This is a genomic window from Micromonospora siamensis, from assembly GCF_900090305.1.
Classification (GTDB): Bacteria; Actinomycetota; Actinomycetes; order Mycobacteriales; family Micromonosporaceae; genus Micromonospora; species Micromonospora siamensis.
Genome location: NZ_LT607751.1, coordinates 223628 through 248329, shown reverse-complemented (window position 1 = coordinate 248329; position 24702 = coordinate 223628). Strand labels below are relative to the sequence as shown.

The window sequence follows — 24702 nt, the reverse complement described above, 5'->3', positions numbered from 1 at the left end:
CGAACGAAGGAGACACAGTGATCGAGTCGACGGAGCGGGCACTGGCGGCGGGCGGCCTGGACCCGGCGCGGGTACGGCGGGTGATCGTCGACGCGCTGGTCGAGGACCTCGGGCCGGAGTTCCTCGACGTCACCAGCGTCGCCACCATCCCCGCCGAGCAGACCGACACCGCTGACCTGGTCGCCCGCGCCGACGGTGTGGTGGCCGGGCTGGCCGTGGCGGCGGCCGTGTTCGAGCTGGTCGGCGAGGTGACCGGCGCGGAGCGTACGGTCGAGGTGTCGGTGATCGCCCACGACGGGCAGCGGGTGGCGCGCGGCGACGTGCTGGCCACGGTGACCGGCCCGACCCGGCTGCTGCTCACCGCCGAGCGGACGGCGCTGAACCTGCTCTGCCGGATGTCCGGGGTGGCCACCCACACCCGGGCCTGGGCGGACGCCCTGGCCGGCACGAAGGCGATGGTGCTGGACACCCGCAAGACCACGCCGGGCCTGCGGATGCTGGAGAAGTACGCGGTCCGCGCCGGCGGGGGCACCAACAAGCGGATGGGCCTGCACGACGTCGCGATGGTCAAGGACAACCACAAGCTGGCCGCCGGCGGTATCGCCGCCGCCTACCGCCGGGTCCGGGAGGCGTTCCCGGACGTGCCGGTGCAGGTGGAGGTGGACACGCTGGCCGAGGCGGTGGAGGCGGTCGAGGCGGGCGCCGACTTCCTGCTGCTGGACAACATGACCCCGGCGCAGCTGCGCGAGGTGGTCGCGGCGGTGGGTGACCGGGCCGAGCTGGAGGCGACCGGCGGGCTGACCCTGCCGGTGGCCGCCGAGTACGGCGCGACCGGGGTGGACTTCATCTCGGTCGGTGCGCTGACCCACTCCTCGCCGATCCTGGACATCGCCCTCGACCTGCGCTCCGAATAGGCTGCGGCTGTGCTGCTCTGCATCGACATCGGAAACACCAACACCGTGCTGGCGACCTTCGACGGCGACAAGCTGGTGCACTCGTGGCGGATCAAGACCGACGCCCGTTCCACCGCGGACGAGCTGGGTCTGATGTTCCGCGGGCTGCTGGCCGGTGACGCCGTGGAGATCACCGGGGTGGCCGCCTGCTCGACGGTGCCGGCCGCGCTGCGCTCGCTGCGCACGATGCTCTCCCGCTACTACGCGGACCTGCCGAGCGTGATCGTCGAGCCGGGGGTACGCACCGGCGTGCAGCTCGCCATCGACAACCCGAAGGAGGTGGGCTCGGACCGGGTGGTGAACACCCTGGCTGCGTACACCCTCTACGGCGGGCCGTCGATCGTGGTCGACTTCGGCACCACCACCAACTTCGACGTGATCAGCGGTCGGGGGGAGTTCCTCGGCGGCGCGTTCGCGCCGGGCATCGAGATCTCCTTCGACGCGCTCGCCGCCCGGGCCGCCCAGCTGCGCAAGGTGGAGGCGACGAAGCCGCGGTCGGTGATCGGCAAGAACACCGTGGAGTGCCTCCAGTCGGGGCTCTACTTCGGGTTCGCCGGGCAGGTGGACCGGATCGTCGAGCGGATGGCCGAGGAGCTGGGCGAGGTGAAGGCGGTGATCGCGACGGGTGGGCTGGCGGCGTTGGTGGTCAACGAGTGCCGGACGATCACGCATCACGAGCCGATGATCACTCTCATCGGTCTTCGGATGGTCTACGAGCGGAATAATTGATCTTGGTGGGGGTTTCCGGGCAGCCCAGCCGGCTCCAGGCGGTCAGGCTTGATCCTTCCGCCGGCTGGGCTGCCCGGAAACCTTCGGTGGTTCAGGTCCGCCGGGAGGCTTTGAGGACGATCGTCCGGTAGGGGAGCTCCACCGTCTGCTTTCCGGCCAGGTCGGGGTGGGTCTGGAAGAGGTTCGCCAGCTCCTGGTCGATTCGTTGCTGCTCCTCGGGGGTGGCGGTGAGCCAGTAGGAGCGGGTGTGGATCATCGCGATCAACTCGGCGGGGGTGAGGGTGGTCGTGTGCTCAAATCCGCCCACCTCCAGCGGGGTGAAGGCGGGGCCGAAGTCGGTGTACTTCCCCAGCACGCTGGCCGCGTTGTCGCCGATGTGGGCGATGCGGGTGAGTTCGGCGACCCAGGGGATCCGCTCGTCACGGAGGTTCCAGATCGGGGCGAAGGTGCCGCCGGGGCGCAGGACGCGGGCGATCTCGGGGTGGGCCTTCTCGCGGTCGAACCAGTGGTAGGCCTGACCGGCCAGCACGGCGTCCGCCGATCCGTCCGGCACGGGCACGTCCTCGGCGCTGCCGGCCAGCGCCGTCGTACCGGGCGTGGCGGCCCCCAGTTGCGCCCGCATCCCCGGATCCGGTTCCACGGGTACGACCTCATGGCCCAGTTCCCGCACGCCCCGGCTGAGGATGCCGGTGCCCGCACCCAGGTCCACCACCCGGGCGGGAGCGGCCAGGCCGTCCAGTGCCCAGCGCAGCGCGGCCTCGGGATAGCGGGGGCGGAACCGGTCGTACTCGGCGGCGGCGGCGCCGAAGGACAGCGCGTGAGTGGGGTCCGTCATGGCGGGGAGGTTATCCCGTAACGCCCGGCTGGGCGCTTGAGTACGCTCATGGGCTGACCCTCCCGATGTTGCCAAGCCTGAGGAAGCTGCCGTGACCGAGCAGAACGCCGTGCCAGTGGACCCCGCCGACGACCTTCCCGAGCAGATGAAGGTCCGCCGGGAGAAGCGGGACCGGATGCTCGCCGACGGCGTCGAGCCGTACCCGGTCGGCTTCGCCCGGACCAGCGCCCTGGCCGAGATCCGCGAGCGCTACGCCGAGCTGCCCACGGACACCGCGACCGGCGACGAGGTCTCGGTCACCGGGCGGGTGATCTTCGTACGGAACACCGGCAAGCTCTGCTTCGCCACCCTGCGCGACGGCGACGGCACCGAGTTGCAGGCCATGCTCTCCCTGGACCGGGTGGGCGCCGAACGGCTCGACGACTGGAAGCGCCTGGTCGACCTGGGTGACCTGGTCGGCGTCACCGGCGAGGTGATCACCAGCCGCCGGGGCGAGCTCTCCGTGCTGGCGCGGGAGTGGGCGGTCACCGCGAAGGCGCTGCGTCCGCTGCCGGTGGCGCACAAGCCGCTGAGCGAGGAGGCCCGGGTCCGGCAGCGGTACGTCGACCTGATCGTGCGCCCGCAGGCCCGGCAGATGGTCCGGACCCGGGCCGCCGCGGTACGCAGCCTGCGGGACTCGTTGCACGGCGCGGGATTCATCGAGGTCGAGACCCCGATGTTGCAGTTGCTGCACGGTGGCGCGGCGGCCCGCCCATTCGTGACCCACAGCAATGCGCTCGACACTGATCTGTATCTGCGAATCGCGCCGGAGCTTTTCCTGAAGCGCACCGTGGTCGGCGGCGTCGAGCGGGTCTTCGAGATCAACCGCAACTTCCGTAATGAGGGCATCGACTCGACGCACTCTGCGGAGTTCGCGATGCTGGAGGCGTACCAGGCGTACGGCGACTACGACACGATGGCCGAGCTGACCCGCAATCTGGTGCAGCAGGCGGCGATCGCGGTCGGTGGCTCGACGGTGGTGACGCACGCCGACGGCACCGAGTTCGATCTGGGTGGCGAGTGGCGTTCGGTGACCCTGTTCGGCGTCCTTTCCGAGGCGCTCGGCGAGGAGGTCACGGTCCGCACCGAACGCACCCGGCTCGTCGAGTACGCCGACAAGGTCGGGCTCTCCGTCGACCCGAAGTGGGGGCCCGGCAAGCTGGCCGAGGAGCTCTTCGAGGAGCTGGTGGTGCCGTCCCTGCAGGCGCCCACCTTCGTGCGGGACTACCCCGAGGAGACCAGCCCCTTGACCCGCGCGCACCGCAGCGAGCCGGGGTTGACCGAGAAGTGGGACCTGTACGTCCGCGGCTTCGAGCTGGGCACCGCGTACTCCGAGCTGGTCGACCCGGTGGTGCAGCGGGAGCGGTTGGTGAAGCAGGCGCAGCTGGCCGCCCGCGGTGACGACGAGGCCATGCCGCTGGACGAGGACTTTCTCCGCGCCATGGAGTACGGAATGCCGCCGGCCGGCGGTATGGGAATGGGAATCGACCGCTTGCTGATGGCGCTGACCGGCCTCGGAATTCGGGAAACGATCCTCTTCCCCATGGTCCGCCCGGAGTAGCCCGGCGTCAGTCGTCTCCGGCTCGTCACCGCATCCTATTGACGGAGCAAGCATCGGGCACGCTATCGTGCTCCTATTGCAGGACTCCCTGCTCGAAAGGAATGTGGGACGTGGCCAAGCAGATCATTCACAAGCTGGTCGATGACCTGGACGGCGGGGACGCGGACGAGACCGTCAAGTTCGCGCTCGACGGCGTTCAGTACGAGATCGACCTGTCGGCCAAGAACGCCGAGAAATTGCGTGAGGTATTCGCCCAGTACATCGCGCACGGCACCAAGGTCGGGCGGGGCGGCGTGGTGGTCGGCGGTCGTGCGGCGCGGGGCCGTGGCGGCGCCACCGCCGACCGCGAGCAGAACAGGGCGATCCGGGAGTGGGCCAAGAAGTCCGGCCGGGACATCTCCGACCGGGGTCGCATCCCGCAGGAGATCGTCGACGAGTACCACTCCAAGGCGGGTCACTGAGCGGATCCCCGCACGGGGCGACATCGACGCCGGGCCGGAGCACCTCTCCGGGCCGGCGTCGCCGTATCCGGTCTAGTCCCTTACGGGTGGCCTGTCCCGTCTGTCGGTATCGGCCCGCTCGGCGGGAAGAATCCGGTCCGGCCGGGCGTTGTCCACAGGCGGTGGAGAGTCCGTCCACACCCTGTGGATGACCGACGAACCGGCGCCGGAGCCGGCCGTACGCCGCCCTGCGGCCCTCTTCACCGGTGGTTCGAATTTCGCTCTGCGCGTACAGGTGGGGTCCAGGAACACCTCCTGAGCGCGGATGGTTGGTCAAAACGACGCGTACACGGCTTTTGGCGGGGACACACGACCTCAGCGGAGTCGGTCCGCGGCGATAGAGTAATGAGGCACGGACGCCCGTCCCGGACGTCCGCGCACCGGCCCCGCCAAGATCTTGACCATCAAGGCGCACGGCACGTGAGGAGCACGAGGGCATGTTCGAGCGGTTCACCGACCGAGCGCGACGGGTTGTCGTCCTGGCCCAAGAAGAGGCCCGGATGCTCAACCACAACTACATCGGTACGGAGCACATCCTGCTGGGCCTCATCCACGAGGGTGAAGGCGTCGCGGCAAAGGCCCTGGAGAGCCTCGGCATCTCCCTCGAGGGCGTCCGCCAGCAGGTCGAGGAGATCATCGGCCAGGGCCAGCAGGCGCCGAGCGGGCACATCCCGTTCACGCCGCGGGCCAAGAAGGTGCTGGAGCTGTCGCTGCGTGAGGCGCTTCAGCTCGGCCACAACTACATCGGCACCGAGCACATCCTGCTCGGCCTGATCCGCGAGGGCGAGGGCGTCGCCGCCCAGGTGCTGGTCAAGCTCGGCGCCGACCTCAACCGGGTCCGCCAGCAGGTGATCCAGCTGCTCTCCGGCTACCAGGGCAAGGAGCCGGCCGCCGCCGGCGCCGCCCCGGGTGAGGCCGCGCCGTCGACCAGCCTCGTGCTGGACCAGTTCGGCCGGAACCTGACCCAGGCCGCCCGCGAGGGCAAGCTCGACCCGGTCATCGGGCGCGAGAAGGAAATCGAGCGGGTCATGCAGGTGCTCTCCCGCCGTACCAAGAACAACCCGGTCCTGATCGGTGAGCCCGGCGTCGGCAAGACCGCCGTGGTGGAGGGGCTGTCCCAGAAGATCATCAAGGGCGAGGTGCCCGAGACCCTCAAGGACAAGCAGCTCTACACGCTCGACCTCGGTGCGCTGGTCGCCGGTTCCCGCTACCGCGGTGACTTCGAGGAGCGCCTCAAGAAGGTGCTCAAGGAGATCCGCACCCGCGGCGACATCATCCTGTTCATCGACGAGATCCACACCCTGGTGGGTGCGGGTGCCGCCGAGGGCGCGATCGACGCCGCCAGCATCCTCAAGCCGATGCTGGCCCGCGGTGAGCTGCAGACCATCGGCGCCACCACCCTGGACGAATACCGCAAGCACCTGGAGAAGGACGCCGCTCTCGAGCGCCGCTTCCAGCCGATCCAGGTGGGTGAGCCGTCGCTGGCCCACACCATCGAGATCCTCAAGGGCCTGCGCGACCGCTACGAGGCGCACCACCGCGTCAGCATCACCGACGCCGCCCTCGTCGCCGCGGCGACCCTGGCCGACAGGTACATCTCCGACCGGTTCCTGCCGGACAAGGCGATCGACCTGATCGACGAGGCCGGCGCGCGGATGCGCATCCGCCGGATGACCGCGCCGCCAGACCTGCGTGACTTCGACGAGCGCATCGCCCAGGTGCGCAAGGACAAGGAGTCCGCGATCGACGCGCAGGACTTCGAGCGCGCTGCCCAGCTCCGCGACAAGGAGAAGCAGCTGCTCGGCCAGAAGGCCCAGCGGGAGAAGGAGTGGAAGGCCGGTGACCTGGACGTCGTCAGCGAGGTCGACGACGAGCAGATCGCCGAGGTGCTCGGCAACTGGACCGGCATCCCGGTCTACAAGCTGACCGAGGAGGAGACCTCGCGCCTGCTGCGCATGGAGGACGAGCTGCACAAGCGCGTCATCGGCCAGGAGGACGCGGTCAAGGCGGTCTCGAAGGCGATCCGGCGTACCCGGGCCGGCCTGAAGGACCCGAAGCGCCCGTCCGGCTCGTTCATCTTCGCCGGCCCGTCCGGTGTCGGTAAGACCGAGCTCTCCAAGGCGCTCGCCGAGTTCCTCTTCGGCAGCGAGGACGCCCTCATCCAGCTGGACATGTCCGAGTTCCACGACCGGTACACGGTGTCCCGGCTCGTCGGTGCCCCTCCCGGCTACGTCGGCTACGACGAGGGTGGGCAGCTGACCGAGAAGGTGCGGCGTCGGCCGTTCTCGGTGGTCCTGTTCGACGAGATCGAGAAGGCCCACCCGGACGTGTTCAACACGCTCCTCCAGATCCTGGAGGACGGGCGGCTCACCGACGGCCAGGGCCGGATCGTGGACTTCAAGAACACGGTCATCATCCTGACCACCAACCTCGGTACCCGTGACGTGGCCAAGGCCGTGTCGCTGGGCTTCCAGGCGTCGGAGGACTCCGAGTCCAACTACGACCGGATGAAGCAGAAGGTCAACGACGAGCTGAAGCAGCACTTCCGGCCCGAGTTCCTGAACCGGATCGACGACACCATCGTCTTCCACCAGCTGCGGCAGAGCGAGATCCTCTCGATCGTGGACATCATGATCCAGCGGATCGAGACCCAGCTGCGCAACAAGGACATGGGCCTGGAGCTGACCGACAACGCCAAGAAGTACCTGGCGAAGAAGGGCTTCGACCCGGTGCTGGGCGCCCGTCCGCTGCGTCGCACGATCCAGCGCGACATCGAGGACAACCTCTCGGAGCGGATCCTCTTCAACGAGCTGACCCCGGGTCAGATCGTGGTGGTGGACTGCGAGGGCGACCCGGAGGACATCGACAAGTCCAAGCTCGTCTTCCGGGGCGCGGAGAAGCCGGTCGACGTGCCGGACGCCGTCCCGGCCGACCTGGGCGGCACCGCCGCCACGGGTGCGGACGACGCGGCGGCGTAACGCCGGACTGATGTGACAGGGCGACGGCCCCGGTAGGCGAAAGCCACCGGGGCCGTCGCCTTTTCCTGTCTCGGCCCCGGCCGGGCGCGGATCAGGGTCCCGGCCGGGCGCGGACCGGGGACGGGATCAGCGGGCGGGAGCGGGATCAGCGGGCGGGAAGCGGGGCCGGTGGGCCGTCGCCGAGGAGGCGGAACGCGTCCTCGCCGACCGGCTCGACGAGCCCGTCGGTGACCAGCCCGGCCAGTGCCCGGGCCCGTTGCACGTCGTCCGACCACACCTGGTCGAGGCGTTGGTGCGGCACCGGGCCGGTGGCCTCCCGGAGCACCGCCAGCAGCAGTCCGCGTACCTGGCGGTCGGTGCCGGCGTACCGCTGGGGCCGGCGGGTCGGGCCGGCGGGCGCCTCCTTGCCGGAGGCCCGCCACGCGCAGGTCGACTCGACCGGGCACTCCGGACAGCGGGGGGAGCGGGCGGTGCAGACGATCGCGCCGAGTTCCATGAAGGCGGCGCTGGCCAGCGCGGCGGCGGCGGGTTCCGCGGGGAGCAGCTCCTCGCAGGCGACCAGGTCGGCGGGGCGGGTGGTCGGGCCGGCGTCCGGCTCCCCGGCGATGGCGCGGCAGACCACCCGGCGGACGTTCGTGTCGACCACCGGGTGCCGTTGCCCGTACGCGAACGCCGCCACCGCCCGCGCGGTGTACGTCCCGACGCCGGGCAGGGCGAGCAGGTGGTCGAGGCGGTCGGGCACCTCACCGCCGTGCCGTTCGACGATCGCCACCGCGCAGTCGCGCAGGCGTACCGCCCGACGGGGGTAGCCGAGCCGGCCCCACATCCGGATCGCCTCGGCGGGGGTGTCGGCGGCCAGCGCGGCGGGGGTGGGCCAGCGGGTCAGCCAGGCGTGCCAGGCGGGCAGCACCCGGACGACGGGGGTCTGCTGGAGCATGACCTCGCTGACCAGGATCGCCCAGGCGCCGACGCCCGGCTCCCGCCAGGGCAGGTCGCGGGCGTTCTGCTCGTACCACCGGCTGACCTGGGTGGCGAAAGTGGGCTCAGTCATCGCGCCGACGATGATGTCACGGGCGGCCGTCCCGCAGGATGGGCGGGCCGGGCGGCCCGGCGTCGTCCGTCCGCGGGCGCGGGGCAGAATGTCCGGATGAACGAGCTCGCGATCACCGTCATCGGCCGGGACCGGCCGGGCATCGTGGCCGACGTCGCGGAGGTGCTCGCCCGGCTCGGGGCGAACCTCACCGACTCGACGATGACCCGGCTGCGGGGACACTTCGCCATGACGCTGATCTGCGTCGGCCCGGCCGCCGCCGATGTCGAGGCCGCGCTGGCCCCGCTCGCCGCCGACGGCCAGCTCCTGGCGACCGTACGCGCCGTCACGCCGGACGGTGCGGCGGCGCCGAGCGGCGAGCCGTACGTCGTGTCGGTGCACGGCGCGGACCGGATGGGGATCGTCGCGGCGATGACCCGGGTGCTGGCCGACGCGGGTGGCAACGTCACCGACCTGAGCACCCGGCTGACCGGCTCGCTGTACGTGGTGGTCGCCGAGGTGGAACTGCCGCCGGGCAGCGCGGACGAGTTGGCCGGCCGGCTGACCCGGGCCGCCGCGGAGCTGGGCGTCGGGGTCTCGCTGCGCCCGGCCGACTCGGATCTGCTGTGAGCGACCCGGAGTACGTAGGCCTCGGCGGCTGGACCCCGGCGGAGCTTGCCGTTCCCGGCGAGGTGCGGCCGGTGGTGACCGCCCCGGACGGGGTGCTGAGCCGGCCCGGGCCGGAGGTCGACCCCACCTCGGACGAGGTGGTACGCCTCGCCGCCGACCTGGTCGCCACGATGCGGGTGTCGCCGGGCTGTGTGGGCCTGGCCGCGCCCCAGGTGGGGGTCTCCGCGCAGGTCTTCGCGGTCGACGTCACCGGCCATCCGAAGGCGTTGACGGTGCACGGTGTCTTCGTGCTCTGCAACGCCCGGGTGGTGGAGGCGAGCCGGTGGAAGGCCGGCCGGGAGGGCTGCATGTCGGTGCCGGACCTGACCGGTGACGTGAAGCGGGCCGGTCGCCTGGTGGTGGAGGGTGCGCTGCCGGGCAGCGGCCGGCCGGTACGACTGGTGACGGACGGCTTCGAGGCCCGGGCGTTGCAGCACGAGATCGACCACTGCGCGGGTCTGCTCTTCCTGGACCGGGTGGCGGGCGCGCACGCGGTCTACCAACGCAAGGTCTACCTGTGAGCCGAGCGACGCTCACCCAGCGTCACGGTCGGTGGGGGTCGGCTGTCGTGATTGGAGAGTCGCGCCGGTGACCCGGGGACGGTCCGGCGCGTCGCGCCCGGTCTGTGGCCGGTACGCCGCTACGGTGGGGGCATCATGCGGATGACGGTCGGCCCCCTGCCACCCGCCGTTTACTGGCGGCGTCGAGCCGTCGTATTCGGAGCGGGGATTCTGTTCCTGATTGTCCTGCTGAACTCCTGCCAGGGTTCCGACCGTGGCGGGACGCCGGAGGGCCGGTCGACACCGACCGCGGGGCCCGCCGGCACGGCCTCGCCGGTTCCCGATCCGAGTGGTTCGGTGTTGACGCCGCAGAGTGGCGCGCCGGGTGGCTCGGGCAACTCCGGTGGCTCGGGTGACTCCGGCAATCCGGCGGGCCCGGGCGGTGGCAACTCCGGGGCCAACGGCAACAACGGCGGCACGGGCGACGGCACCGGCACCTCCGGGTCGGGAACGAACGGGTCGGGAACGAACGGCTCGGGGACGAACGGCTCGGGGACGAACGGGTCGGGGACGAACGGCGGGCAGGTCGGTCCGGGCTCCGGCGCCGCCCCGGTCGTCGACGACGGGACCTGCACGGACGCCGAGATCCTGGTGACCGCGGTGGCGGTGCCGACGGAGATGGCGCAGGGCGGCCGGTCGGACCTCACCCTCAAGATCAAGAATGTCTCCCAGCGTACGTGCAGCCGGGACGTCGGCGCCGACCTGCAGGAACTCTTCGTGAAGTCCGGTGCGGAGAAGATCTGGTCCTCCGACACCTGCGGCACCGGCAAGGGTTCGGACGTGCAGTCGTTCATCCCGAACTTCGAGCGGTCCTACACGATCGGCTGGAACGGACGGGACACCACGCGCTGCGCGAACGGCGTGGCGGCCGGCCCGTCCGCGCCGGCCGGGACGTACCAGGTCTTCGCCCGGGTCGGCACGAAGCTCAGCGACCCGGCGAAGCTGACGGTCACGGCCAGCTGACCGACCGGTACGCGCCAACGTGGCGCGGCACCGGCGGCCCGCAGCTCAGACGTACCGCTCCAGGATGGACGCCTCGGCCAGCCGGGACAGCCCCTCGCGGACGCCCCGGGCCCGGGCGTCGCCGACGCCCTCGACGGCCTGGAGGTCCTCGACGGTCGCCCCGAGCAACCGCTGCAGGCTGCCGAAGTGCACGACCAGCCGGTCGACCACCGCCGCGGGCAGCCGGGGCACCTTGGCCAGCAGGCGGAAGCCGCGCGGGCTGACCGCGGCGTCCAGCGCGTCGGAGGCCGACGGGTAGCCGATCGCCTTGGCGACGGCGACCAGGTCGATCAGCTCGGTGGCGCCGAGCAGGTCCAGCTCGACGAGCGCCTCGTCCAGCGTGCGGGGCTTGCGGCCGGCGGGGAGGTAGTCCCGGATGACCAGGGTACGGTCGGCGTCCACGCCGGCCATCAGCTCGTCGAGTTGCAGGGCGAGCAGCCGGCCGTCGGTGCCCAGCTCGACGACGTAACCGGCGATCTCGTCGGCGATCCGGCGGACCATCTCCAGCCGCTGCACCACGGCCACCGCGTCCCGAACGGTGACCAGGTCCTCGATCTCCAGCGCGGAGAGAGTGCCGGAGACCTCGTCCAGCCGGAGCTTGTAACGCTCCAGGGTGGCCAGCGCCTGGTTGGCCCGGGAGAGGATCGCCGCGGAGTCGTCGAGCACGTGTCGCTGCCCGTTGACGTAGAGGCTGATGATCCGCATCGACTGGCTCACCGAGATCACCGGGTAGCCGGTCTGCCGGGCCACCCGCTCGGCGGTGCGGTGCCGGGTGCCGGACTCCTCGGTGGGGATGGACGGGTCGGGCATCAGGTGCACCGCCGCCCGCACGATCCGGGTTCCGTCGCTGGAGAGGACGACCGCGCCGTCCATCTTGCACAGCTCACGGACCCGGGTGGCGGAGAACTCCACGTCGAGCGGGAAGCCGCCGGTGCAGATCTGCTCGACCACCTTGTCGTAGCCGAGGACGATCAGCGCGCCGGTGCGTCCGCGCAGGATCCGCTCGAGACCGTCACGGAGGGCGGTGCCCGGCGCCATCAGCGCCAGGTTGGCCCGCAGGGGATCGCCGCCGGAGCCGCCGACGCTGCCGGTCACGCTGACGCTGATCGGACGGGCGGGCGAACCCACGGCAGCGGTGCGGGCGTGCGGCGTCGCGCCGGCAGGCTTGGTGGCATCGCGGTCGATCGGCACTGGCACAGTCTACGGACTGCCCTGCGGTGGGTGCTGTCGTGGTTACTGTGATGTGTCACGATGTCCTCTCCAGCCGGCCCGGACGCGGGGCGCCGCTGTCCGTTATCGCCCGGCCGATCCGGCCGAATCGTCACCGTGGGTCACTCCGCCGATGCGCGGGCGGCAGCCTGGAGCGCCGACCGGACGTCCGTGACCTCGATCACCCGCATGTTGGCCGGGGCGATCCCGGTGGTCTCCGGGGCGCAGCCCGTCGGCACCAGCGCCAGCCGGAAACCGAGCCGCGCCGCCTCGGCCAGCCGCCGGGGCACCGCGCCGACCCGGCGGACCTCGCCGGTCAGGCCGACCTCGCCGATCGCCACCAGCTGCGGGGCGATGGCCAGGTTGAGCCCGCCCGAGGCGACCGCCAGGGCGACCGCGAGATCGGCGGCCGGCTCGACCACCCGGATACCGCCCACGGTCGCGGCGAAGACCTCGCGGTCGTGCAGGGTCAGCCGCTCGGTGCGCCGCTGGAGCACGGCCAGCACCATGGCCAGCCGCGCCCCGTCGAGGCCGGACACCGTCCGCCGGGGCGAACCGGCGACGGTCGCCCCGATCAGCGCCTGAACCTCGGTCACCAGCGCCCGGCGCCCCTCCATCGCCACCGTGACGCAGGTGCCCGGCACCGGCTCCGAGTAGCGGGTGAGGAAGAGGCCGGACGGGTCGGCCAGGCTGCTGATGCCGCCCTCGTGCATCTCGAAGCAGCCGACCTCGTCGGCGGCGCCGAACCGGTTCTTGACCCCTCGGACCATCCGCAGCGACGAGTGCTTGTCACCCTCGAAGTGCAGCACCACGTCGACCAGGTGCTCCAACACCCGGGGACCGGCGACCTGGCCGTCCTTAGTGACGTGACCGACCAGGACCGTGGCGATGCCGCGCTCCTTGGCCACCGAGACCAGGGCGGCGGTGACCGCACGGACCTGGGTCACCCCGCCCGGCACCCCCTCGGTCCCGGTGGTCGAGATGGTCTGCACCGAGTCGAGCACCAGCAGCCCCGGCTTGACCGCGTCGAGATGGCCGAGGACGGCGCTCAGGTCGCTCTCGGCGGCGAGGTAGAGCTGGTCGTGCAGGGCGCCCATCCGCTCGGCGCGCAGCCGCACCTGGCTGACCGACTCCTCGCCGCTGACCACCAGCGACGGGCTGCCGGCGCCCGCCGCCCACTGCTGGGCCACGTCGAGCAGGAGCGTCGACTTGCCGACCCCGGGCTCACCGGCGAGCAGCACCACCGCGCCCGGCACCAGGCCGCCGCCGAGCACCCGGTCGAGCTCGCTGACCCCGGTGGGTCGGGCCCGGGCCGGGGCCGCGCTGATGGTGGCGATCGGTCTCGCCGGCTCGGCCGGCATCCGGGAGCTGACCACCTTGCCGGAGACCAGCGGGCCGGTGACGGTGCACTCGACGACGGAGCCCCACTCGCCGCACTCCGGGCAGCGCCCGACCCACTTGGGCGGCTGGTGGCCGCAGGCGTCGCACTCGTAGGCCGGCCTTGGCTCGCGGGCGGTGGCCCGGCCCCGGCCGGAGCCGGCGCGGGCGGGCGTGGATCGGGACGTGGTCACCCCAGGACGCTATCCGGCCGGTACGACAGGTTCCCACCCCGAAACGGCGACACCGCCGACGTGGTTCTCACCACGCCGGCGGTGCCGGAGAACGATTCGGGCGGTGCTCAGCCGCCGTGGCCCTCGCCACCCTCGCCGCCGGCCTCGGCCCCACCCTCGCGGCTGATGATCGGGGAGACCTTGGGGTTCGGGGTGAGCGGGACGCCGACCGGGGCGCCGGTGGAGACGGTCCTGCCGTTGCCGAAGTCGAAGGTCAGGTTGATCGCCTGGCCGGAGAGCAGGTCCTCGTTCAGCCCGACCAGCTCCAGCTGGCGGCCGCCGCTGGACGGGACGAACTGCGCGTACCCGAGGGCCGGGATCTCGATCCGGGCCGGCTCGCCGGCCGGGGCCGCGGCGCTCGCCGAGGCCGACGGGCTCGCGGACGCCGAGGCCGAAGCGGAGGCGGAGGCGGACGGGCTGGCCGACGCGGACTCCGTCGGGCCGACCGACTGGCTCGGCGAGGCGCTCGGGTCGCTCGGGCTGGGCGAGGCCGACATCGGCTCGGTCGGCGACTCGCTCGGGCTGGCCTGCGCGCCGCTCGGCGCGGAACCCGTGAGCACCACCTGCCGTGCGCCGTCCGTGGTGACGGTGACCGTCAACGGCTGCTCGCTGTCGTTGTAGAGGATGACGTTCAGCGGGGCGTTCCCGCCGGACTTGTAGCCCTCGGTGCCCGGGTACGGGATGAAGAGGCCGCGCACCTTGTACAGGTTGTCGGAGGTCTGGACGTTGATGCCCTGCACCGAGGGGATCTTGTTGGCGGTCTCGGCCACCTGGCCGGCCCCGCACCCGGACAGCAGCAGGCTCGCCGCCGCCGCCGTACCGGCCAGCAGCAGGGCCGCCCGCCCGGAACCCCAGATCGAGCGCGTCACGTCGGTCCTCCTCGTCACGATCCCCACCCGGTGCCTCGCCGGGCGCGGTGGCCATACCCGCGCAGACCGCGCTCCAGGGTAGTTGCCGCTGATCGAGCCCCGCACGGCGACCCGGCAATGCCACCTGCCCGGGTGCCGCTCAGACCAGCCGACCGGCCGCCAGCAGCAGAGCCACGTCGATCAGGGCCACCAGCATCACGGCCCGGAACGCCGCAACCTGCCGCCCGCCGGTGCGGGCCGCCGCGCGGCCGGCGTACCAACCGAGGAGCGGGACGACGACGGCCGCCGCGACGGCCGACAGGCCGGCCCACGACGGCGGCCCGGCCGGCCCCAGGACCAGGGTGGCGGTCGCCGCCAGCAGCAGCCCGGCGGCGGCCAGCCGGCTGCCCGCCGCCCCGATCCGGTGCGGCAGTCCGCGCACTCCGGTCCGGGCGTCGTCGGCCAGGTCGGGCAGCACGTTCGCGAAGTGCGCGCCGGCGCCCAGGAGCGCCGCCGCCGCGACCAGCCAGCCGGGGGGCGCCGGCGTGCCGGGCAACGCGAGCACCACGAAGGCCGGCAACGAGCCGAACGAGACCGCGTACGGCAGCACCGACAGCGGGGTCGACTTCAGCGGCCAGTCGTAGAGCAGCGCGGCGACCAGTCCCACGGTGGCCCAGAGCGCCGCCACCGGGTTCGTCGCCAGCGCCAGCACCGGGGTGGCCAGGGCGGCCGCGACCGCGCCCAGGGCCACGGTCCGCCGCCGGACCGCACCGGCGGCGACCGGCTTGTCGGTACGCCCCACCGCGGCGTCCCGGTCGGCGTCGAGCGCGTCGTTGCTCCAACCCACCGCGAGCTGGCTGGCCAGCACGGTGAGCGCGACGGCGGCCACGCCGCCCGGCCGGTGCCCGACCCCCCAGGCGAGCAGCCCGGCGACCGCGGTGACCGCGGCCGTCGGTTCCGGATGGCTCGCCCTGACCAGCCCTAACACCGAAGACGACATAAGGGAAGTCTGGTCGTTACCGAGGAGTCGTGCCACGCTCGGTCCATGCGAGACGCGGCCCCGGTGTCCACCCCGCCCCGGGTGCTGCCCCCCAACGACCCCCGGCAGTACGACGACCTCGCCGACGAGTGGTGGCGGCCGGACGGCGCGTTCGCCATGCTGCACTGGCTGGCGCGGGCCCGCGCCGACCTGGTCCCGCCGGCGACCCGCCCCGGCGCCCTCCTGGTCGACCTGGGCTGCGGCGCCGGCCTGCTCGCCCCGCACCTGGCCGGCAGGGGCTACCGGCACGTCGGGGTGGACCTGACCCGGTCGGCGCTGGCCCAGGCCGCCGCGCACGGCGTACGGGTGGTCAACGGCGACGCCACGGCGGTCCCGCTGGCCGACGGCTGCGCCGACGTGGTGGCCGCCGGTGAGCTGCTGGAACACGTGCCGGACTGGCGACTGGTGGTCGCCGAGGCGGCCCGGTTGCTGCGCCCGGGCGGCCTGCTGGTGCTGGACACCCTCAACGACACGCTGATCAGCCGGGTGGTGGCGGTCCACATCGGTGAGCGGCTGCCGACGGTGCCCCGGGGCATCCACGACCCACGGCTCTTCGTGGACGCCGGCGAACTGGTCGCCGAGTGCGCCCGGCACGACGTCGACCTGCGCGTGCGGGGCGTACGACCGCAGGTGCGCGGGACGCTGGCCTGGCTGGCGCGGCGGGCCCGGCGCGACGCGGGCCCGGCCACCGGTGCCGCTCCGCGGATCGTGCCGACCTGGTCCACCGCCGTGCTCTACCAGGGTCGTGGTCGCCGGCAGGGGTAGCGGTCGGTTGGCAGGGTAGAGAGACGCCGACAAGGGGGCAGGATGACGGTGCACGCGCTGGAGCGGCTTCACCGGGACACCCGGTGCGGCTCGCCGCATCCGGCCACCTCGGACGTCTGCGCCGACCGGTCGGGCATCGCCGCTGTCGGCGGTGACCCGGACCGCGACGGTTCGGCACCGCGTTGGTGAGTACGGGTCCGTCCGGTTCCGGGACGGGCCGGGCCGGCCGGCCCGGGTGGGCGGTCGAGGGTGCAGTGCCGATCGGGAGGTTGGGGACATGGCGGTGCCGGTGATCGCGGGGCTCGGTACGGCGCAGCCGCCGGGCGCCGACCAGGACGAGCTCTGGGACGGGTTCTTCTCGAAGCACTTCTCGGGCACCACGCGGGCGCTGGCCCAGCGGATCTTCGCCAACTCCGGGGTGTCCCGGCGGCAGGCGGCGGTGAACCCGCTGCTGGAGGACGTGTCGGACTGGCCGACCGAGCGTCGGATGCGGCGCTACCAGGTGGAGGCGCTGCCCCTGGGCAAGGAGGCGGTGAGCCGGGCGCTGACCGCCGCCGGCCTGGACGCCGGGGACGTCGGCCTCTTCGTGGTCTGCTCGTGCACCGGGTACGCCACGCCGGGGCTGGACATCCTGCTGGCCCGCGACCTGGGCATGGCCCCGCAGACGCAGCGGATGTTCGTCGGGCACATGGGCTGCTACGCGGCCCTGCCGGGGCTGGGGGCGGCGAGCGACTTCGTGACCGCCCGGGGTCGTCCGGCGCTGCTGCTCTGCGCAGAGCTGACCAGCCTGCACATCCAGCCCTCGTCGGCCCGGGTGGACACCCAGCAGATCGTCTCGCACGCGCTCTTCTCCGACGCGGCGGTGGCCGCGGTGATCGTGCCCGGTGACCGGCCGGGCGGGTACGCGGTCCGCGAGGTCACCTCGGTCACCGACACCTCGACCGCGGACCACATGACCTGGGACGTGACCGACACCGGCTTCCGGATGGGCCTGTCGCCGAAGGTGCCGCAGGTGCTCTCCGCGCACGTACGGGGCCTGGTCGACGACCTGCTGGCCCGGCACGGGAGTTCGTCGTCCGAGGTGGACGGCTGGGCGGTGCACCCGGGCGGCCCGCGGATCCTGAACGTGGTGGAGCGGGAGCTCGCGCTGCCGCCGGAGGGGATGGCGGCGTCCCGGGCGGTGCTGGCCGAGCACGGCAACTGTTCGTCGCCGACGGTGCTGCTGATCGTGGACCGGCTGCGCCGGGCCGCCGACCCGCCCCGGCGGATCGTGATGCTGGCCTTCGGGCCGGGCCTGACCCTGTACGCGGCCCTGCTGGAGCGGACCGACTGACGGCTGCGCCGGGAGAACCGGCCCGCGACGCGGCGGGCGGTGCCGGATGCGCCGGCCCGATACGCTCGGCGCGTGGACGCCGACGGGGAGGACCGGCTGCGGGCCGGGGTGCTGGCCGGGTTGACCGTGGCGGCGCTGGTCGCGGGGGGACTGTGGTGGCGGGCCGCCGCCCCGCAGACCGGTCCGGTCGCCGGGCCGGACCCGGCCGGGCTGATGGTGGGGGTGGAGCCGACCTCGCCGTCCGGGTCGGATTCGGCGGCCTACCGGAGCAGCCTGCGGGTGACCCTCGAAGGCGAGAGGGCGGTCGGCTCGGTCGAGGTCGGCCCGACAGTGGACCGGCCCGCCGACTTCCCGTCGCCCGGGGCGCTCTGGGCGGTGGCGAGCGAGGGGATCGGCCCGGAGGCCGGACTGGACGCGGAGGTCCAGCCGACCGAGGGCGTCCGCTACCAGTTGCGGTGGCGGTGCACGGGTCCGGGGAAGCTGGTCGTGGCGGTCTCCGGCGCGTTGTTGGGGGAGCAGCAGCCGCCGACCGCCTGCGACGGCCGGATCCGGTCGGCGGAGCTGATCGGGGCGGGCGTGCCCGCCCGGATCATGTTGTCGACGGTGGACATGGCGCCGGTCGAGGTGGACGCCCAGCTGATGGTGGCGTCCTGACGGTCGGTCCGGAGCGTCGGCTCGGTCCGCCGGCGGGCGGCTGACCGCGGGGCGTGGCTGCGCCGCTCCGGTGGCCGCGCTGCTCCGCCCGGTGGCTGCGCTGCTCCGGTCGCCGGCTCAGCCGGCGAGCCGTTCCAGCTCGGCCCGGTAGTCCTCGACGGTGCCGACCTGCGGAACCACCTCGGTGAGGGTGCCGTAGCGGTCCACCAGCAGTGCGGTGGCCCTGCCGGTGGGCACGGGCAGGCGCAGGAAGGCGCGCAGGCCGCCGGCCGGATCGGCCAGCGCGAGGACGGGTGGGCCGGTGGCCGTGGGGGTGGTGCTGGCCGCGTGCCTGCCGGTGACGGTGACGACGGTCACTCCGGCTGGCGCGGCCAGGGCCGCCTCGGTGGCCCGCTCGGGGCAGGCGCAGCCGTCGACGAGGAGGATCACGGCGGGCAGCAGCCCGCGCAGCGGCACCGGCCGTTGATCGGGGCCGACGAGGTCGAGCGCGGGAAGTGGCCGGCCGACCAGGTCGGCGGCGGTGGCCTGGGGGAGCACGGTCGGGCGGGCGCCGCCGCGCGGTGAGCGGGGCCAGGTGACCGCGACCAGGCCGGCCACGGTGGTGAGCACCGCCACCAGCAGGGCCAGCAGGGGCAGCCGCAGCGGCAGCCGGCCGTCGGGGCCGGGCCCGAGGCCGAGCAGCCGGCGCCGACGCCGGGTTGTTGCCCGTCGGCGCAGCTCGCGGCGGAGCTGGGCGGCCTCGGCGGCCAGCGCGGAGGCGTCGTCCGGCACCACCACCCGGCCCCACTCGGGTGGCAGGTCGGGCAGCCCGTCGGGTGGGCCGTGTCCCTCGGCGTCACGCATGCCCATCGGACCCCCTGAAACCGTCTCGGTGAGCGGACCTCAAGCGTCCCGCACGAGCCCGCGTACCGCTACACCCGGACGGGACGGGCGGCGGCGGGATACCATGGTGGGAGCGCATCGCCCGAGAAATCCACGCTCCGCTCACCCGTACCGGGTTGTCATGCCTCGGTCACGGAGCGTGTTCGAACCATTGGTTTGACCGCCTGTCAAGCCGAAGAAGTACCTCTCACAGGGCCCCTGAGCTGCGCCAACGGTCAGGACAGCGGTGGGACATCGGTGCCTGAGCGTGTTACCCTAGACACAGCGAAAGGGGTTTCGAACCTATGGTTTTCAGTGTCGGCGAGACCGTTGTTTACCCCCACCACGGGGCCGCACTCATCGAGGCAATCGAGACTCGGGTCATCAAGGGCGAGCCTAAGCAGTACCTCGTCCTGAGGGTCGCGCAGGGTGACCTGACGGTCCGGGTGCCCGCTGAGAACGCCGAGATCGTGGGCGTGCGTGAGGTGGTCGGCGAAGAGGGCCTCGGCAAGGTCTTCGACGTGCTCCGTGCACCGCACACCGAGGAGCCGACCAACTGGTCGCGGCGTTACAAGGCGAATCTGGAGAAGCTGGCCTCCGGCAACCCGCTGAAGGTCGCCGAGGTCGTCCGCGACCTGTGGCGCCGGGAGCGGGAGCGGGGCCTGTCCGCGGGTGAGAAGCGCATGCTCGCCAAGGCCCGCGACATTCTGGTCGGCGAGGTCGCGCTGGCCGAGAAGAGCACCAAGGACGAGGCGGAGACGCTGCTCGACAAGGTGCTGACCGAAGCCTGATTCCCACGGCATCGTCGTACCCACCCCGCAGCAAAGAAATCCGAGGACCGCGACGTGACCGCGCAGCTCAATCCGCGCGGTGACGTCGCGGTCCTTGTTCCTGCCGCCGGTGCCGGGGTACGCCTCGGACCGGGCGCTCCCAAGGCGTTGCGACTGCTCGGCGGTGAGCCGCTCCTGGTGCACGCGGTCCGCCGGATCGCGGCGGCCCCGTCGGTGCACACCGTCGTGGTGGCCGCCCCGGCGGCCGACGTCGACGCGGTGCGCGCCCTGTTGGCGCCGGTCGCCCCGGTGACCGTGGTGCCCGGCGGCGCGGAGCGGCAGGCCTCGGTGGCCGCCGCGCTGGCCGCCGTCCCGGCCGGTCCGGAGATCGTCCTGGTGCACGACGCGGCCCGGGCGTTGACCCCGCCCGGCCTGGTGGAGTCGGTGGCCGCCGCCGTCCGCTCCGGCCACGACGCGGTGATCCCCGTCCTCCCGGTCGTCGACACGATCAAGGAGGTCGACGCCGGCGAGCGGGTGCTCGGCACGGTCGACCGGTCGGCGCTGCGGGCCGTGCAGACCCCGCAGGGCTTCCGCCGGGCGGTGCTGGCCGCGGCGCACGCCGCCGCCGGCGACCCGTTGACCGACGATGCGGGTCTGGTCGAGAAGCAGGGCGTCCCGGTCGTCTGCGTGCCGGGCTCGGAACACGCCCTCAAGATCACTCGACCGTTCGACCTGGCGCTCGCCGAGTACCTGCTGACCACCGGCGCCTGACCGCTACCCTCGGCTGATGATCGTTCCTCGGGTGGCCATCGGCACCGACGTGCACGCCTTCGAACCCGGCCGGCCGTGCTGGGTGGCCGGGCTGCACTGGCCGGGACAGGACGGGCTGGCCGGGCACTCGGACGCGGACGTGGCCGCCCACGCCGCCTGCAACGCCCTGCTCTCCGCCGCCGGCCTGGGTGACCTGGGCGCCAACTTCGGCGTCGACCAGCCGGAGTGGGCCGGGGCGCCCGGGGTGGCGCTGCTCACCGAGAGCGCGCGGCGGGTCCGGGCGGCCGGCTTCCGGATCGGCAACGTCTCGGTGCAGGTCGTCGGCAACCGGCCCAAGATCGGCCCACGGCGTACCGAGGCCGAGCGGGTGCTCTCCGAGGCGGTGGGGGCGCCGGTGACGCTCTCCGCCGCCACCACCGACGGCCTCGGCTTCACCGGGCGCGGGGAGGGCCTGACCGGGGTCGCGGTGGCCCTGGTGTACGAGGCGCCGGCCGCCTAGGCTCGCCCGATGTCCAGCGACACCACCCCCGACCGCTCCGCCGCGGACGGCTACCTCCAGCGCGCCCAGCTCCTCGCCGAGCTGGGCCGGTACGACGAGGCCGCCGCCGAGCTGGGCTACGCCGTGGCGCTGGAGCCGGCGAACGCCGAGGTGCTGACCGTGCTGGCCCGGGTGCACCTGGCCGCCGGCCGGCCCGCCGAGGCGCTCACCGCCGCCGACGCGGCCGTGGCCGCCGCCCCGGGTGTCGTGCCGCCGCTGGTGGCCCGCGGCCTCGCCCTGACCGACCTGGAGCAGTACCGGGCCGCCGCGGGCTGCGCCGACGAGATCCTGGCGCTCGGCCCGACCGACGCGTACGCCCAGCGCAGCGCCGCGGCGATCCTGGCCGGCGCGCGCAACGGCCAGCCGGCGCTGAACGCGGCCTGGCGCGGGGTGGAGTTGGCGCCGGAGGAGCCGCAGGCGCACCTGGTGCTCGGCCTGGTGGCCGCCCGGCTGGACCTGTTCGACCTGGCCGAGCGGGCGTACCGGGAGGCGTTGCGGCTCGACCCGCAGCTGGCCGAGGCGCGGCACGACCTGGGGGTGCTCCGGCTGGAGCAGCGCCGGTGGAGCGAGGCGCTGGAGCACCTGGCGGACGCGGCCACCATCGGCGCGGGCCGGATCGACTCCCGTCGGACGATCTCCGCCGGTCTGCGGCAGCTGGTGCTCTACGGCGCCGGCTGGTCGCTGCTGACCGCCGTGCTGATCGCGTGCCTGGCCGCCGGCAACCCGGGCCTGTCCCGGTTCGCGGCGGCGTTCGCGGCCCTCGGCGGTGGGCTGCTGGTCTGGCGGTACGCCGCCAAGCTGCCCGACCTGGCCCGGACCGTCCTGCCCGGGCTGGTCCGCTCGGACCGGACCCTCGCCCTGGCGGTCTACGCGGTGGCCGCCGCGCCGCTGATGATCCTGCTGTACGCGCTGGTCGGCACCCCGTGGCCGCTCGTGCTCGCCATCGCGGTGGCCGCCCTGGCCGAGCTGGCCGTCCTCACCCGCACCCCCGCCTGACGGGCGGTTGCCGACCCGGCCCGACGTGACCAGCCCGACGCGGGGCGCGGCGGCGTGAGAATCGCTACGTGTCGGACGGGGTGGGGGGCGGGTAGTAGTTGACGTTGCAACGAAACGTCTGCAGGAAGCGGAGATATCGTGCTCACCGTCAACGCCTACGCGGCCCCGTCCGCGACCGAACCGCTCGTCCCGACCACCATCGAGCGACGCGACCTGGGCCCGCACGACGTCCTCATCGACATCAAGTTCTCCGGCATCTGCCACTCCGACATCCACACCGCGCGCAGCGAGTGGGGTCCGACCACCTACCCGATCGTGGTCGGCCACGAGATCGCCGGCGTGGTCCGCGAGGTCGGCCCCGAGGTGACTAAGTTCGCCGTCGGCGACCGGGTGGGCGTCGGCTGCATGGTCGACTCCTGCCGGGAGTGCGACAACTGCCGCAAGGGGCTGGAGCAGTACTGCCTGAAGGGCAACATCGGCACGTACGGGGCGGTCGGGCGGGACGGGCAGCCGACCCAGGGCGGCTACTCGCAGGCCATCGTGGTGGTCGACGACTTCGTGCTGCGCATCCCGGACGGCATCGAGCTGGACGCCGCCGCGCCGCTGCTCTGCGCCGGCATCACCACGTACTCGCCGCTGCGGCACTGGAACGCCGGTCCCGGCAAGCGGGTCGCGGTGATCGGCATGGGTGGGTTGGGCCACATGGCCGTCAAGCTGGCCCACGCCATGGGCGCCGAGGTCACCGTGCTGTCCCAGTCGCTGAAGAAGCAGGAGGACGGGCTGCGGCTCGGCGCCGACCACTACTTCGCGACCTCCGACGAGGAGACCTTCACCAAGCTGGCCGGGTCGTTCGACCTGATCGTCAACACGGTCAGCGCCAAGATCGATCTGGACGCGTACCTGCGGCTGCTGGCCGTGGACGGGACGCTGGTCAACGTGGGCGCGCCGGAGGAGCCGCTGTCGGTGGCGGCGTTCTCGCTGATCCCGGCCCGCCGGTCGTTCGCCGGTTCGATGATCGGCGGCATCGCCGAGACCCAGGAGATGCTGGACTTCTGCGCCGAGAAGGGGATCGGCGCGGAGATCGAGGTCATCGGAGCCGAGAAGATCAACGAGGCGTACGAGCGGGTGCTCGCCTCGGACGTGCGCTACCGATTCGTGATCGACGCCTCGACGTTCTGATCCGGGCACAGCGAAAGGCCGCGTCCCCGTCGTGGGGACGCGGCCTTTCGCGCGCTCAGCCCTTGCGGGCCCAGGTCCAGGCGTACCCGTCGTCCTCGCACTCGCCGGCGGCCTCGCAGAGGTCCAGCGGGCGGAACGTGTCGACCATGACGGCCAGCTCGTCGAAGAAGTCCGCCCCGATCGACCGCTCGGCGGCGCCCGGCTGGGGGCCGTGGGTGAAACCGGACGGGTGCAGCGAGATCGAGCCCTGCTCGATGCCGGAGCCGCGCCGGGCCTCGTAGTTGCCGCCGGTGTAGAAGAGCATCTCGTCGGAGTCGACGTTGTGGTGGTTGTACGGCACCGGGATGGCGTCCGGGTGGTAGTCCACCTTGCGCGGCACGAACGAGCAGATGACGAAGTTCGGGCCCTGGAAGGTCTGGTGCACCGGCGGCGGCTGGTGGATCCGCCCGGTGATCGGTTCGAAGTCGTGGATGGAGAACGCCCACGGGTATAGGTGCCCGTCCCAGCCGACGACGTCGAACGGGTGGTTGGCGTAGACGTACCTCGTCCAGCCGCGCCGGTGCCGGACCAGCACCTCGACGTCCTCGCCGTCGACCAGCAGCGGCTCGTCCGGTCCCCGGACGTCCCGCTCGCAGTAGGGCGAGTGCTCCAGGAACTGGCCGCGGACCGAGAGGTAGCGCTTGGGCGGTCCGATGTGGCCGTTGGCCTCGACGGTGAGCAGCCGGGTCGGTTCGTCGCCGGTCGGCACCAGCCGGTGGATGGTCGAGGTCGGGATGATCACGTAGTCACCGGCCACCGCGTCGAGCACGCCGAAGGGGGACTCCACCCGCAGCCCGCCGGCCTCGACGTACAGACACTCGTCGCCGGTGGCGTTGCGGTAGAGCGGGGAGGGCCGGTCGGCCAGCACGTAGGAGATCCGGACGTCGTCGTTGGCGAGCAGGTGGCGCCGGCCCAGGACCGGGTCGGCCCCGGCGCCGTCCAGCTTGTGGGTACGCAGGTGGCGCGGCTTGAGCGGCAGGTTCGGCACCCGGGTGTACGTCGGCGGCGCGTACTCCTCGGCGGCGACGATCGCGGTCGGCGCGTACCGGTGGTAGAGCAGGGACGAGTCGGAGGAGAAGCCCTCCTGGCCCATCAGCTCCTCGGCGTAGAGCGTGCCGTCCGGCTGGCGGAACTGGGTGTGCCGCTTGCGGGGCACCTCACCGACGCGGCGGTAGTAGGGCATCTCGCCTCCCGTTTCGTCCCGTTCTCCGGCCGATGGCGTCCGATAATCGGA

24 protein-coding genes and 1 pseudogene are annotated in these 24702 nt (G+C 72.8%); 17 read left to right on the top strand and 8 right to left on the bottom strand.

The features are described 5' to 3' along the window. The first annotated feature begins 17 nt into the window (after positions 1–17). Both nadC and GA0074704_RS01125 read left to right on the top strand, forming a co-directional pair. Positions 18–914, top strand: coding sequence for a carboxylating nicotinate-nucleotide diphosphorylase (gene nadC, locus GA0074704_RS01130; RefSeq protein ID WP_088968767.1), 897 nt, complete (start codon positions 18–20; stop codon positions 912–914). A 9-nt stretch (positions 915–923) separates the two neighbouring features. Beyond that, positions 924–1682, top strand: coding sequence for a type III pantothenate kinase (locus GA0074704_RS01125; protein ID WP_088968766.1), 759 nt, complete (start codon positions 924–926; stop codon positions 1680–1682). A 91-nt stretch (positions 1683–1773) separates the two neighbouring features. Here the strand turns inward: GA0074704_RS01125 and GA0074704_RS01120 are convergent, their stop codons facing one another. Further along, entirely contained in the window at positions 1774–2517 is a 744-nt protein-coding gene (locus tag GA0074704_RS01120) for a class I SAM-dependent methyltransferase (RefSeq protein WP_088968765.1), read from the bottom strand. A gap of 91 nt (positions 2518–2608) precedes the next feature. Here GA0074704_RS01120 and lysS point away from each other — a divergent pair, with 91 nt between their 5' ends. The 3 genes from lysS (at position 2609) to GA0074704_RS01105 (ending at position 7595) form a co-directional block, all read left to right on the top strand. Next, on the top strand, positions 2609–4117 hold the full coding sequence (gene lysS, locus GA0074704_RS01115) for a lysine--tRNA ligase (RefSeq protein ID WP_088968764.1): 1509 nt from the start codon (positions 2609–2611) through the stop codon (positions 4115–4117). Between the two features lie 110 nt (positions 4118–4227). Further along, complete coding sequence (locus tag GA0074704_RS01110; RefSeq protein WP_088973367.1) at positions 4228–4578, top strand: histone-like nucleoid-structuring protein Lsr2; 351 nt, start codon at positions 4228–4230, stop codon at positions 4576–4578. 476 nt (positions 4579–5054) lie between these two features. Beyond that, positions 5055–7595, top strand: a complete 2541-nt coding sequence (locus GA0074704_RS01105) for an ATP-dependent Clp protease ATP-binding subunit (protein WP_088968763.1) — start codon at positions 5055–5057, stop codon at positions 7593–7595. 145 nt (positions 7596–7740) lie between these two features. Here GA0074704_RS01105 and GA0074704_RS01100 read toward each other — a convergent pair whose 3' ends face one another. Then, on the bottom strand, positions 7741–8646 hold the full coding sequence (locus GA0074704_RS01100; protein WP_088968762.1) for an HhH-GPD family protein: 906 nt from the start codon (positions 8644–8646) through the stop codon (positions 7741–7743). Positions 8647–8742: 96 nt separating this feature from the next. Between GA0074704_RS01100 and GA0074704_RS01095 the strand changes: the two genes are divergently transcribed. From GA0074704_RS01095 to GA0074704_RS01085, 3 genes are all read left to right on the top strand, one after another. After that, positions 8743–9255, top strand: coding sequence for a glycine cleavage system protein R (locus tag GA0074704_RS01095; protein ID WP_088968761.1), 513 nt, complete (start codon positions 8743–8745; stop codon positions 9253–9255). Then, a complete protein-coding gene (locus tag GA0074704_RS01090) occupies positions 9252–9815 on the top strand; it encodes a peptide deformylase (RefSeq protein WP_088968760.1) in 564 nt (187 codons plus the stop codon). The genes GA0074704_RS01095 and GA0074704_RS01090 overlap by 4 nt, the downstream gene beginning before the upstream one ends. A 135-nt stretch (positions 9816–9950) precedes the next feature. Further along, on the top strand, positions 9951–10817 hold the full coding sequence (locus tag GA0074704_RS01085) for a hypothetical protein (RefSeq protein ID WP_088968759.1): 867 nt from the start codon (positions 9951–9953) through the stop codon (positions 10815–10817). Between the two features lie 45 nt (positions 10818–10862). Here the strand turns inward: GA0074704_RS01085 and disA are convergent, their stop codons facing one another. From disA to GA0074704_RS01065, 4 genes are all read right to left on the bottom strand, one after another. Beyond that, positions 10863–12047, bottom strand: a complete 1185-nt coding sequence (gene disA, locus GA0074704_RS01080) for a DNA integrity scanning diadenylate cyclase DisA (protein WP_088968758.1) — start codon at positions 12045–12047, stop codon at positions 10863–10865. 140 nt (positions 12048–12187) lie between these two features. Further along, on the bottom strand, positions 12188–13636 hold the full coding sequence (gene radA / locus GA0074704_RS01075) for a DNA repair protein RadA (protein ID WP_088968757.1): 1449 nt from the start codon (positions 13634–13636) through the stop codon (positions 12188–12190). Positions 13637–13743: 107 nt separating this feature from the next. Then, the gene (locus GA0074704_RS01070) at positions 13744–14544 is read right to left on the bottom strand and encodes a hypothetical protein (RefSeq protein ID WP_088968756.1); all 801 of its coding nucleotides are present in this window, start codon (positions 14542–14544) and stop codon (positions 13744–13746) included. Between the two features lie 139 nt (positions 14545–14683). Next, positions 14684–15523 (bottom strand): UbiA family prenyltransferase, encoded by an 840-nt coding sequence (locus GA0074704_RS01065; protein WP_088968755.1) that lies wholly within the window; start codon positions 15521–15523, stop codon positions 14684–14686. Between the two features lie 45 nt (positions 15524–15568). On the opposite strand from GA0074704_RS01065, the gene GA0074704_RS01060 reads away from it, so the two are divergent. The 4 genes and pseudogenes from GA0074704_RS01060 to GA0074704_RS01050 all read left to right on the top strand — a co-directional run bounded on the left by GA0074704_RS01060 (position 15569) and on the right by GA0074704_RS01050 (position 18314). Continuing rightward, the gene (locus GA0074704_RS01060) at positions 15569–16327 is read left to right on the top strand and encodes a methyltransferase domain-containing protein (RefSeq protein ID WP_088968754.1); all 759 of its coding nucleotides are present in this window, start codon (positions 15569–15571) and stop codon (positions 16325–16327) included. Positions 16328–16378: 51 nt separating this feature from the next. Next, positions 16379–16516 (top strand): annotated as a pseudogene (locus GA0074704_RS28650) (acyl-CoA dehydrogenase family protein); the annotation flags it as partial. Positions 16517–16604: 88 nt separating this feature from the next. Further along, on the top strand, positions 16605–17660 hold the full coding sequence (locus GA0074704_RS01055) for a type III polyketide synthase (RefSeq protein ID WP_088968753.1): 1056 nt from the start codon (positions 16605–16607) through the stop codon (positions 17658–17660). Between the two features lie 72 nt (positions 17661–17732). Then, positions 17733–18314 carry a hypothetical protein gene (locus tag GA0074704_RS01050; RefSeq protein WP_088968752.1) on the top strand — a complete coding sequence of 194 codons (582 nt, stop codon included), beginning with the start codon at positions 17733–17735 and terminating at the stop codon, positions 18312–18314. Between the two features lie 117 nt (positions 18315–18431). Here the strand turns inward: GA0074704_RS01050 and GA0074704_RS01045 are convergent, their stop codons facing one another. After that, a complete protein-coding gene (locus tag GA0074704_RS01045; RefSeq protein ID WP_088968751.1) occupies positions 18432–19163 on the bottom strand; it encodes a hypothetical protein in 732 nt (243 codons plus the stop codon). A 317-nt stretch (positions 19164–19480) separates the two neighbouring features. On the opposite strand from GA0074704_RS01045, the gene GA0074704_RS01040 reads away from it, so the two are divergent. From GA0074704_RS01040 to GA0074704_RS01020, 5 genes are all read left to right on the top strand, one after another. Further along, positions 19481–19966, top strand: a complete 486-nt coding sequence (locus tag GA0074704_RS01040; protein WP_007073334.1) for a CarD family transcriptional regulator — start codon at positions 19481–19483, stop codon at positions 19964–19966. 54 nt (positions 19967–20020) lie between these two features. Continuing rightward, positions 20021–20716, top strand: coding sequence for a 2-C-methyl-D-erythritol 4-phosphate cytidylyltransferase (ispD, locus tag GA0074704_RS01035; protein ID WP_088968750.1), 696 nt, complete (start codon positions 20021–20023; stop codon positions 20714–20716). Between the two features lie 13 nt (positions 20717–20729). Further along, complete coding sequence (gene ispF, locus GA0074704_RS01030) at positions 20730–21215, top strand: 2-C-methyl-D-erythritol 2,4-cyclodiphosphate synthase (RefSeq protein ID WP_088968749.1); 486 nt, start codon at positions 20730–20732, stop codon at positions 21213–21215. Positions 21216–21224: 9 nt separating this feature from the next. Continuing rightward, the gene (locus tag GA0074704_RS01025; protein WP_088968748.1) at positions 21225–22250 is read left to right on the top strand and encodes a tetratricopeptide repeat protein; all 1026 of its coding nucleotides are present in this window, start codon (positions 21225–21227) and stop codon (positions 22248–22250) included. 138 nt (positions 22251–22388) lie between these two features. Continuing rightward, positions 22389–23429, top strand: coding sequence for an NAD(P)-dependent alcohol dehydrogenase (locus GA0074704_RS01020; RefSeq protein ID WP_088968747.1), 1041 nt, complete (start codon positions 22389–22391; stop codon positions 23427–23429). A 55-nt stretch (positions 23430–23484) separates the two neighbouring features. On the opposite strand, the gene GA0074704_RS01015 is transcribed toward GA0074704_RS01020, so the two are convergent. Further along, a complete protein-coding gene (locus tag GA0074704_RS01015; protein ID WP_088968746.1) occupies positions 23485–24651 on the bottom strand; it encodes a homogentisate 1,2-dioxygenase in 1167 nt (388 codons plus the stop codon). Positions 24652–24702: the final 51 nt, after the last annotated feature.

Bases quoted from the DNA above. Each gene is read 5' to 3' on its own strand.
- GA0074704_RS01120 (WP_088968765.1), bottom strand. From the start codon at position 2,517: ATGACGGACCCCACTCACGCGCTGTCCTTCGGCGCCGCCGCCGCCGAG.
- GA0074704_RS01105 (WP_088968763.1), top strand. From the start codon at position 5,055: ATGTTCGAGCGGTTCACCGACCGAGCGCGACGGGTTGTCGTCCTGGCC.
- GA0074704_RS01100 (WP_088968762.1), bottom strand. From the start codon at position 8,646: ATGACTGAGCCCACTTTCGCCACCCAGGTCAGCCGGTGGTACGAGCAG.
- GA0074704_RS01095 (WP_088968761.1), top strand. From the start codon at position 8,743: ATGAACGAGCTCGCGATCACCGTCATCGGCCGGGACCGGCCGGGCATC.
- GA0074704_RS01085 (WP_088968759.1), top strand. From the start codon at position 9,951: ATGCGGATGACGGTCGGCCCCCTGCCACCCGCCGTTTACTGGCGGCGT.
- GA0074704_RS01065 (WP_088968755.1), bottom strand. From the start codon at position 15,523: ATGTCGTCTTCGGTGTTAGGGCTGGTCAGGGCGAGCCATCCGGAACCG.
- GA0074704_RS01060 (WP_088968754.1), top strand. From the start codon at position 15,569: ATGCGAGACGCGGCCCCGGTGTCCACCCCGCCCCGGGTGCTGCCCCCC.
- GA0074704_RS01055 (WP_088968753.1), top strand. From the start codon at position 16,605: ATGGCGGTGCCGGTGATCGCGGGGCTCGGTACGGCGCAGCCGCCGGGC.
- GA0074704_RS01045 (WP_088968751.1), bottom strand. From the start codon at position 19,163: ATGGGCATGCGTGACGCCGAGGGACACGGCCCACCCGACGGGCTGCCC.
- GA0074704_RS01040 (WP_007073334.1), top strand. From the start codon at position 19,481: ATGGTTTTCAGTGTCGGCGAGACCGTTGTTTACCCCCACCACGGGGCC.
- GA0074704_RS01025 (WP_088968748.1), top strand. From the start codon at position 21,225: ATGTCCAGCGACACCACCCCCGACCGCTCCGCCGCGGACGGCTACCTC.
- GA0074704_RS01015 (WP_088968746.1), bottom strand. From the start codon at position 24,651: ATGCCCTACTACCGCCGCGTCGGTGAGGTGCCCCGCAAGCGGCACACC.